Origin of the sequence: Streptomyces sp. NRRL F-5755 (assembly GCF_001279365.1) — a bacterium.
Classification (GTDB): Bacteria; Actinomycetota; Actinomycetes; order Streptomycetales; family Streptomycetaceae; genus Streptomyces; species Streptomyces rimosus.
In genome coordinates this window covers 21,996-31,309 of the sequence record NZ_LGCW01000011.1, presented here as the reverse complement: position 1 = coordinate 31,309, position 9,314 = coordinate 21,996, and the positions used below count along the sequence as shown (strand labels likewise).

Below are 9,314 nucleotides of genomic sequence, written 5' to 3'. Positions count from 1 at the left end.
CCGCCGGCCCCGCCCCGCCCTCCTGGTCCTCCTCCTGGCCACCGCCGCCCTCTACCTCTGGGACCTGGGCGCTTCCGGCTACGCGAACCAGTTCTACTCGGCGGCGGCCCAGGCCGGCTCCGCGAGCTGGAAGGCGTTCTTCTTCGGGTCGTCCGACGCGGCGAATTCCATCACCGTCGACAAGCCCCCGGCCGCCCTGTGGCCGATGGCCCTGTCCGTACGGGTCTTCGGCCTCAGCGCGTGGGCGATCCTGGTTCCGGAAGCGCTGATGGGGGTCGCCACGGTCGGTGTGCTGTACGCGGCCGTACGGCGCCGCTTCGGCGCGGGGGCCGGGCTGTTCGCGGGCGCGCTGCTCGCGCTGACGCCGGTCGCCGCGCTGATGTTCCGCTTCAACAACCCCGACGCGCTGCTGTGCCTGCTCATGGTGTGCGCCGTGTACTGCGTGCTGCGCGCGCTGGAGGACGCCCGTACGAAGTGGCTGCTGCTGGCGGGCGTCTGCTTCGGCTTCGCCTTCCTGACCAAGACGTTGCAGGCGTGGCTGATCCTGCCGCCGCTGGCGGTTGTGTACGCGGTCTGCGCACCCACCGCACTGCGCCGCCGCATCGGCCAACTGCTGCTGGGCGGACTGGCGATGGTGGTGTCCGGCGGCTGGTGGGTCGCGATCGTGGAACTGTGGCCGGCCGCCTCGCGCCCGTACATCGGGGGCTCGCAGCACAACAGCTTCCTGGAGCTGACCTTCGGCTACAACGGCCTCGGCCGTATCAACGGCAACGAGACCGGCAGCGTGGGCGGCGGCCCGCCCGGCGGCGGCGGACGCGGGGGCGGGGGCGCCTGGGGCGACTCCGGCATCACCCGGCTGTTCACCTCCGACATGGGCGGCCAGATCTCCTGGCTGCTGCCCGCCGCGTTCCTGCTGCTGGCCGCCGGGCTGGTGGTGCTGCGGCGGGCCCGCCGTACCGACGCCGCGCGCGCTGCGTTCCTGGTGTGGGGCGGGGCGCTGCTGATGACGTTCGCGACGTTCAGCTTCATGTCCGGGATCTTCCACCAGTACTACAACGTGGCGCTGGCGCCGTACATCGCGGCCCTCGTCGCCATGGGCGCCACGCTGCTGTGGCAGCGGCGCTCCCGTACCGCCGCCGCGCTGCTGCTGGCGGGCACGGTCGCGGTGACGGCGGGGTGGGCGTACGTCCTGCTGGCGCGGTCGCCGCAGTGGATGCCCTGGCTGCGCTGGACCGTCGTCGCGGTCGGTGCCGTGGCGGCGCTGGGGCTGCTGCTTTCCGTACGGCTGGGGCGCAGGCTGGCCGTCGTGGCCGCCGGCCTGGGCATCGCCGCGGGACTGGGCGGCCCGGTCGCGTACGCCGCGAATACGGTCAACACCCCGCACACCGGCTCCATCGTCACCGCGGGGCCGGAGGTCAAGGGGGCCGGAGGCCGGCACGGCGGCATGATCGTCATCGGCGGGCGCGGTCCCGGGCCGGGGGGCAAGGGCAGCAAGGCCAGCAAGGGCAACGGTGGCCCGGGCGGCCCACCACCCGGCCAGGCGCCCACCCAAGGCCAGGGCCCCGGACAACGCGACGGACAAGGCGACGGCCAACGCGACGGCCAACGCAACGGCGCCCCTCGCAACGCCCTGGGCGGCCTCCTCAACGGCCAGCAGGTCAGCGCCAAGGCCAAGGCCGCCCTCAAGAAGAACGCCGCCGACCACACCTGGGCCGCCGCCGCGATCGGCTCCCAGAACGCCGCGAGCTACCAGCTCGCCACCGGTCTGCCGGTCATGCCGATCGGCGGCTTCAACGGCAGCGACCCGTCACCGACCCTCGGACAGTTCAAGGAGTACGTACGCCAGGGGAAGATCCATTACTTCATCGGCAGCGGAATGGGCGGCGGCTTCTTCGGCACGAAGGGGGATGGCAGCTCGGCCTCCTCGTCCACCTCGTCCGACATCACCAGCTGGGTCGAGAAGTCCTTCAAGAAGGTCACCATCGGGAACTCGACGCTCTATGACCTGACGCGTCCCCTCTCGTGACATAGCGATCGCCGCCCGTCCCCGGCCCCGAATAATCGCCTGTACGGCGTATAACGCTCCCTGTACGGTGTATGCGTCCCGCTCTTCCGCTCGCATCACCTCCGTACAGGGAGCCTGCATGTCCTCCGTGGCCCCCAGCGCCACCGATCCCTTGAGCCCGGCCCGCAATCCCGCCCGCTGGCTCATCCTCGCCGTCATCTGCCTCGCGCAGCTGACCGTCCTGCTCGACAACACCGTCCTGAACGTCGCCGTGCCCTCCCTCACCGAGGAGATGGGCGCCACCACCGCCGACGTGCAGTGGATGCTCAACGCATACTCCCTGGTCCAGTCCGGCCTGCTGCTCACCGCGGGCAACGCGGCCGACCGCTACGGCCGCAAGAAGATGCTCGCCCTCGGCCTGGTGCTGTTCGGCGTCGCCTCGCTCGCCGCCTCCCTCGCCCAGTCGCCCGGCCAGCTGATCGCGGCCCGCGCCGGGATGGGCGTCGGCGGCGCGCTGCTGATGACGACCACGCTCGCCGTCGTGATGCAGATATTCGACGACACCGAGCGCCCGAAGGCGATCGGCATCTGGAGCTCGGTGAACTCGCTCGGCTTCGCCGCCGGGCCGCTGATCGGCGGCTCGCTGCTCGCCCACTTCTGGTGGGGCTCGCTGTTCCTGGTCAACATCCCGGTCGCGCTGATCGGTCTGGTCGCCGTGCTGCGGCTGGTCCCCGAGTCGAAGAACCCCAGCGGCGACCGCCCCGACCTGGTCGGCGCGCTGCTCTCCATGATCGGCATGGTGGGCGTGGTCTTCGCGATCATCTCCGGGCCCGAGAGCGGCTGGCTCTCGGGCCGGGTGCTGACCTCCGCCGCCATCGGCATCGTGGGCCTGGCCGTCTTCGCGCTGTGGGAACTCCATGTCCCGTACCCGATGCTGGACATGCACTTCTTCCGCAACAGCCGGTTCATCGGCGCGGTGTCCGGCGGCATCCTGGTGGCCTTCGGCCTGGGCGGCTCGATGTTCCTGCTCACCCAGCACCTGCAACTGGTCCTCGGATACGGCCCGTTGGAGGCCGGTCTGCGGATGGCGCCGCTGGCCCTGATGGTCGTCGTACTGAACTTCAGCGGCCTGAGCGCCAAGCTGATGCCCAGGCTCGGCACCCCCGGCATGATCGTGACCGGGATGACCCTGCTGGCCGCCGGCCTGACCGCCATCGCCACCCTGGGCAGCGACAGCTACGGCGGCATGCTGCTCGGCCTGCTGGTGATGGGCGTCGGCGTGGCCTTCGCGATGCCCGCCATGGCCAATGCGGTGATGTCCGCGATCCCGGTGGAGAAGGCCGGGGTGGGCGCGGGTGTGAACGGCACGCTGATGGAGTTCGGCCAGGGCCTGGGCGTCGCGGTGCTCGGCGCGGTGCTCAACTCCCGCTTCGCCGCGCTGCTCCCGGCGGTCGCGGTGGGCGCCGGTTCGCTGCCCGCCGCGCTGGCCCTGGCCCGTACGGACGCGGACCGGGCGGCCGTGCACGACGCGTTCGCCTCCGGCATCGGCACCAGCCAACTCGTGGGCGCGGCGGCCGTCTTCCTCGGCGGCCTGCTCGCGGCGTTCCTGCTGCGCCGCGCGGAGCGCGACCGGTCGGCGCCGGGCGACGGCGCGCAGCGTGCCGACGTGCCCGAAGACGGTACGGGCCCGGCTCCGGCCGCCGCCCGCCCGGAATAGCATCGACTGCGTACCACTGCGTAACGAAAGGGAGGGCGCGAGATGGCCGCGACTTCGGGCCGCGCCGGGAAACAGCCGAAGAGCGTATGGCTGGCCGAGCGCCCCCCGGTGAAACGGAAGGCGGACCAGCCGGCCGGACTGGACCTCGACAAGATCGTCGCGGCCACGGTCCGGCTGCTGGACGCCGAGGGCCTGGCGAAGTTCTCCATGCGCCGTCTCGCCGCCGAGCTGGGCGTCACCGCCATGTCCGTCTATTGGTACGTCGACACCAAGGACGACCTGCTGGAGCTGGCCATGGACGCGGCGGCCGGCGAGATCGACCTGCCCGACGAGTCCGACGAGACGGCCGACTGGCGCGACCAGCTGCGCCACCTCGCCACCGAATACCGCACCATGCTGCTCGCCCATCCCTGGGTACCGAGGTTGCTGGGGGAGTACATCAATTTCGGGCCGCACTCGATGGCCTTCTCCAACGCGACCCTGCGGGTGATGGCGCGCAGCGGCCTCTCGAAGGAGTCGACGTCCGGAGCGCTCGCGGCGGTCTTCCAGTTCGTCTACGGTTTCTGCACCATCCAGGGTCTGCACCGCGCCCGCTGCCGGGCCGAGGGCTCCACCCTCGACGAGTACTTCCGGCAGGTCGTGGGCGCCGTGCAGGACCGCCCGGAGTTCGCCGAGACGATGGAGTTGTCCGTCAAGGCGGTGTACGCGCGCAAGGGGCTGACCGCCGAGCAGATGCTGGAGAACGACTTCGCCTTCGCCCTCGACCTCCAGATCGCGGGCATCGAGGCGATGCGTGAGCGGGAGCGCGCACAGTCGGAGGCGGGCCGGGACGGCGCCCGGTAGGGGTCGGCCGGCGCGCCCCTATCACCCCGTACGCCGTTGTGTGCGCCCCGCGCGTCCGGAAGCGTGAAGCGGTCCCGCCGAACGTGGGCATCGGCCGACGTGTCGGTTTTTCGGACCGCCGCTGCGTGAACCTCTTTTCTGATCATTTCTCAGCGCAGCGTAAGGAGCTCCATATGCGCGTTCGTACTGCCATCAGCGCGGGTGTCCTGACCGTCGCCGCCGTCCTCGGCAGCGTCGGTACCGCCGTCGCCGACGCGGGGGCCGGGGCCAAGGTCGCCAACTCGCCGGGCATCCTGTCCGGCAACGCCATCCAGGTCCCGATCGACGTCGGCATCCCGATCTGTGGCAACACCATCGACGTCATCGGGCTGCTCAACCCCGCCACGGGCAACAAGTGCAAGACCAACTGACGGGTTGCCCTGCACGACGGTGCCCCGCCCCTTGCAGTGCAAAGGGCGGGGCACCGTCGCGTACGGCCCCGGTCGGGGGGTAGGGGCCGGGTCGTCAGGCCGTCGGCAGGGTCTCGCCCTGTACGGCCTGGATGTCCAGCTCGACGCGCAGCGTCGTGCCGATCGCCGCGATACCGGCGGCGACGACCTGGTTGTAGTTCATCTTGAAGTCCTCGCGGCGCAGCTCGGCGGTGGCGTTGAAGGCCGCCCGCACGCCGCCCCACGGGTCCGGGCCCGTACCGAGGTAGCTCAGGTCCAGGTCCACCGGGCGTACCACGCCGCGCAGCGACAGCTCGCCGTGCACGGTCCAGCGGTCCGGGCCGGCCGGCTCCAGGCCGGTGCTGCGGTAGGTCATCTCCGGGTACTGCTCGACGTCCAGGAAGTCCCCGGTCCGCAGGTGCCCGTCGCGCATCCCGTTGCCGGTGTCGATCGACGCCGTCTTGATGACCGCCTCGACCGACGACTTCTCCAGGTCCTCGGAGATCTCGATGCGCCCGGCGAAGTCCAGGAAGCGGCCGTGCACGCTGGTGATGCCCAGGTGCTGGGCGGTCGCCGCGACCGTCGAGTGCATGGGGTCGATGGTCCAGGCGCCGGGCGGCGGCAGTTCAGCGCCGCCCTGCCGCGCCAGCGTCACCTTGCCGACGTCCATCCGGCCGCTCGCCGTCACGATCGCGCTGGAGGCCACCGGCGCGTAGCCGACCGCCGTCACGATCACCGTGTACGGGCCGGGGGCCAGCGGCTGCGCGTCCCGTACGACGCCGTCCTCGTCGGCCGCCGCGCGCAGCACCTGGGTGCCGGTCATGTCGGTGACGGTCAGCACCGCGTGCTGCACCGCCCAGCCGTCCCGTGTACGGACCTGCGCGCGGACGCCCGCGCCCTTGGCCGGTCCCGCCGCTGCCGCGCCCGTCGAAGTCATTCCCACTCCCGTTCTTGCCTCTCACATGTCGGGCTCCGGGCGGCGGCACGCAGGCCGTCCCCTGCCTGTGCGCGTACCGCCGCCGGAGCCCTGGGGTCCGGTCCGTGCTGCCTCTCCGCTCAAAAGGACAGCGGACCGGGGTTCGTGCGCCCCGGGGTGAGCCGGGGCTCCCGGGGGCCCGCCGCGGTACGGCAGGCTCCCGGGCCCGGGATCACTCGCCGGGGTGGGCGAGCTCGACGTCGTAGCCGTCGACCCCGCGCGCGTCGACCGTCAGGCCGTTGGCGACCGGCGGGTAGCCGCTCGCGATGACCGTGTAGTCGCCCGCGTCCAGGTCGGTGAAGGCGTACGCGCCGTCCTCACCGGTGGTGGAGGTGGCCACGACGTTGCCCGCCGCGTCCACGAGGGTGACCCGCGCGTCCGGCAGCGGCCGCCGCTCGGCTCCCGCCCGTACGACGCCCTGCACCCGGGCGCCGGACAGCAGCTCGATCTCGATCCGGGTCGTGCCCTGGCCGCCGACCTCGACCGGCAGCGCCGTCGGCCGGAAGTCGGCCGCGTTGACGGCGATGGTGTACGTGCCGGGGGCCAGCTCGTCGAAGGAGAAGTACCCCTCCGGCGCGGTCTTGCCGGTGGCCAGCACCTCGCCGCGTACGTCGGTGACCACGACCATCGCGTCCGCCACCGGCTCGCCGGTGACCGCGCTGCGGACCTGGCCGCCCAGGCCACTGGTGCCGCTGAGCAGGATGTCGTAGGCCAGCGCCTGCTCGCCGACGACGACCGTGGACGCCTGCGGCTGGTGGCCGTCGGCCGCCGCGATCAGCACGTACGAACCGGCGCCGGGGGCGTTCAGCACGTACGAACCGTTGGCTTGGACCACCGAGCGGCCCAGCTGGCTGCCGCTGAGCGAGATCAGCGTGACCGCGGAGTTCGCGACCGGGTGGCCCTCCGCGTTGCGTACCGAGCCGTGGATCGCCGGACCGGCCGGGACCTCGTCACCGCCGCCCGCCGAGGCGTACGCCGCCAGCGGCTGCGTGGCGGTGGTCGCCGCCGGCTGCTGCGCCCAGGAGGGCGCCGCGCCGTTGTCGTCGTGACCCGCCGGGGCACCCGCGCCCACCAGGGCGGGCTCGGGCTGCGGCGCCGCGGCGGCCTGCGCTGCCGCACCGGCCGGCGCGGCCTCGGGGGACGCGGCCTGCGCCATGCCGCCCTGGGTCTTCAGCGCGACCTCCTTGATGAACAGCGTCAGCAGGAAGGCGAGCAGCGCGCACGGGGCCGCGTACAGGAAGACGTCGCCGACGCCGTGCCCGTAGGCGCTCTCCATGATCGTCCGGAACGGGGCCGGGAGGGCGTCCAGGTCCGGGATGCCACCGCCGCCGGAGCCGGCACCGCCCTGCGCGAACTTCGCCGCGGCCTGCGGGCCGAGCTCCTGCACGCCGTCCTTGACGTAGTGCGTGACCCGGTTGGCGAGCACCGCGCCGAGCGCCGAGACGCCCACCGCACCACCGAGGGAGCGGAAGAAGGTCACGACGGAGGAGGCGGAGCCGAGGTCCTGCGGGGCGACCTGGTTCTGCGTGCACAGCACCAGGTTCTGCATCATCATGCCGATGCCGAGACCCATCAGCGCCATGAAGATCGCGATGTGCCAGTACTCGGTGTCGTAGCGGATGGTGCCCAGCAGGCCCAGGCCGGCGGTCACCAGCACGCCACCGGAGACCAGCCACGCCTTCCACTTGCCGGTCTTGGTGATGATCTGACCGGAAACGGTCGAGGAGATGAACAGACCGCCGATCATCGGGATCGTCATGATCCCGGACATCGTCGGGGACTTGCCGCGCGCCAGCTGGAAGTACTGGCTGAAGAAGACGGTGCCGGAGAACATCGCGATACCGACGAACAGCGAGGCCAGCGACGCGAGGGTGATCGTCTTGTTGCGGAACAGCCGCAGCGGCACGATCGGCTCGCTCGCCTTCGACTCCACGAAGACGAAGATCGCGCCCAGCACGATCGAGCCGCCGACCATGGCGAAGGTCTGCCAGGAGATCCAGTCGTACTTGTCACCGGCCAGCGTCACCCACACCAGCAGCAGCGAGACCGCCGCGCTGATGAAGAAGGCGCCCGCCCAGTCGACCTTGACGTCCCGCTTGACCACGGGCAGCTTCAGGGTCTTCTGCAGCACGATCAGGGCGATCACCGCGAACGGCACACCGACGTAGAAGCACCAGCGCCAGCCCATCCAGCTGGTGTCGGTGATGACGCCGCCCAGCAGCGGGCCGCCGACCGTGGCGACCGCGAAGGTCGCGCCGATGTAGCCGCTGTACCGGCCGCGCTCGCGCGGGGAGATCATCGCGGCCATGACGATCTGGGCCAGCGCGGACAGACCGCCCACGCCGATGCCCTGGACGACGCGGCACGCGATCAGCATGCCCGCGTTCTGCGACAGACCGGCCACCACCGAGCCCGCCACGTAGATCACCAGGGCGACCTGCACCAGCAGCTTCTTGCTGAACAGGTCGGAGAGCTTGCCCCACAGCGGGGTGGCCGCGGTCATCGCCAGCAGCGACGCGGTCACGACCCAGGTGTAGGCGCTCTGGCCGCCCTTGAGGTCATGGATGATCTCGGGCAGCGCGTTCGAGACGATCGTCGAGGACAGGATGGCGACGAACATGCCGAGCAGCAGCCCGGATATCGCCTCCATGATCTGACGGTGCGACATGGGCGCCCCGTCGGGAGCCGGGTGGCCCCCGTGCTTGGCGTGGCCGCCCCGCACACCGGATGGTGTGGTCGTAGCCATGTGGTTCCTTTTCATTCCGCGGGTGTGCGGGTCGTTTCGTGGTGCGCCCGGGTTCGGCAGTCGCCGAAACTCGTACGGAGCCGGGCGAGCAACTCGTTCAGACGGCCGACGTCGCTGTCGGACCAGTCGTCCAGGTACCGGGCGAGTGATGCTGTGTAACGTTCGGAGAGCTCCGCGAGGAGCAGCCGGCCGCTCGGCGTCAGCCGCAGCAGGCGCGACCGCTTGTCCTGCGGATCGGGCTCCCGCTCGATCCAGCCGCGCTCGGCGACGTGCGCCACATGCCGGCTCGTGACCGACATGTCGATCGCAAGCAGCTCCGCCAGCTTGCTCATCCGCATCTCGCCGTACCGGTCGAGCAGCGTGAGCACCCCGGCCGAGGCGGGCGGACAGTCGGACGGCAGTATCCGCCCCATCTCCCGCTTGACGGCACCGATGGCACTGAGCTGCCGGGCCAGCTCCTCGTACTGACTCTGAGCGGCCATGGGCACCTCCGCACTTCTTCTTTTGTTGCCTAGAGCAACCGTAGAACCGCTTGGTTGCTGAAGGCAAACGATTCTTGGGGGTGAGAAAGTAAAGGGATCCAAAAGGTTGGCAAGATC

At 71.2% G+C, this 9,314-nt stretch carries 7 protein-coding genes; 4 read left to right on the top strand and 3 right to left on the bottom strand.

Annotation, left to right across the window (positions count from 1 at the left end; genetic code table 11):
- From ADK86_RS02605 to ADK86_RS02590, 4 genes are all read left to right on the top strand, one after another.
- A partial coding sequence (locus ADK86_RS02605; protein WP_053695062.1) for an ArnT family glycosyltransferase occupies positions 1-2,026 on the top strand: 2,026 nt, incomplete at its 5' end.
- 118 nt (positions 2,027-2,144) lie between these two features.
- Entirely contained in the window at positions 2,145-3,722 is a 1,578-nt protein-coding gene (locus ADK86_RS02600; RefSeq protein ID WP_053695061.1) for an MFS transporter, read from the top strand.
- Positions 3,723-3,764: 42 nt separating this feature from the next.
- Positions 3,765-4,565 (top strand): TetR/AcrR family transcriptional regulator, encoded by an 801-nt coding sequence (locus ADK86_RS02595; RefSeq protein ID WP_053695060.1) that lies wholly within the window; start codon positions 3,765-3,767, stop codon positions 4,563-4,565.
- A gap of 173 nt (positions 4,566-4,738) precedes the next feature.
- Positions 4,739-4,975, top strand: a complete 237-nt coding sequence (locus ADK86_RS02590; RefSeq protein ID WP_030602253.1) for a chaplin — start codon at positions 4,739-4,741, stop codon at positions 4,973-4,975.
- A 94-nt stretch (positions 4,976-5,069) separates the two neighbouring features.
- On the opposite strand, the gene ADK86_RS02585 is transcribed toward ADK86_RS02590, so the two are convergent.
- The 3 genes from ADK86_RS02585 to ADK86_RS02575 all read right to left on the bottom strand — a co-directional run bounded on the left by ADK86_RS02585 (position 5,070) and on the right by ADK86_RS02575 (position 9,197).
- Positions 5,070-5,930, bottom strand: a complete 861-nt coding sequence (locus ADK86_RS02585) for a YceI family protein (protein WP_053695059.1) — start codon at positions 5,928-5,930, stop codon at positions 5,070-5,072.
- A 211-nt stretch (positions 5,931-6,141) separates the two neighbouring features.
- Positions 6,142-8,715 carry an MFS transporter gene (locus ADK86_RS02580; RefSeq protein ID WP_078951724.1) on the bottom strand — a complete coding sequence of 858 codons (2,574 nt, stop codon included), beginning with the start codon at positions 8,713-8,715 and terminating at the stop codon, positions 6,142-6,144.
- 11 nt (positions 8,716-8,726) lie between these two features.
- A complete protein-coding gene (locus tag ADK86_RS02575) occupies positions 8,727-9,197 on the bottom strand; it encodes a MarR family winged helix-turn-helix transcriptional regulator (protein WP_030376240.1) in 471 nt (156 codons plus the stop codon).
- Positions 9,198-9,314: the final 117 nt, after the last annotated feature.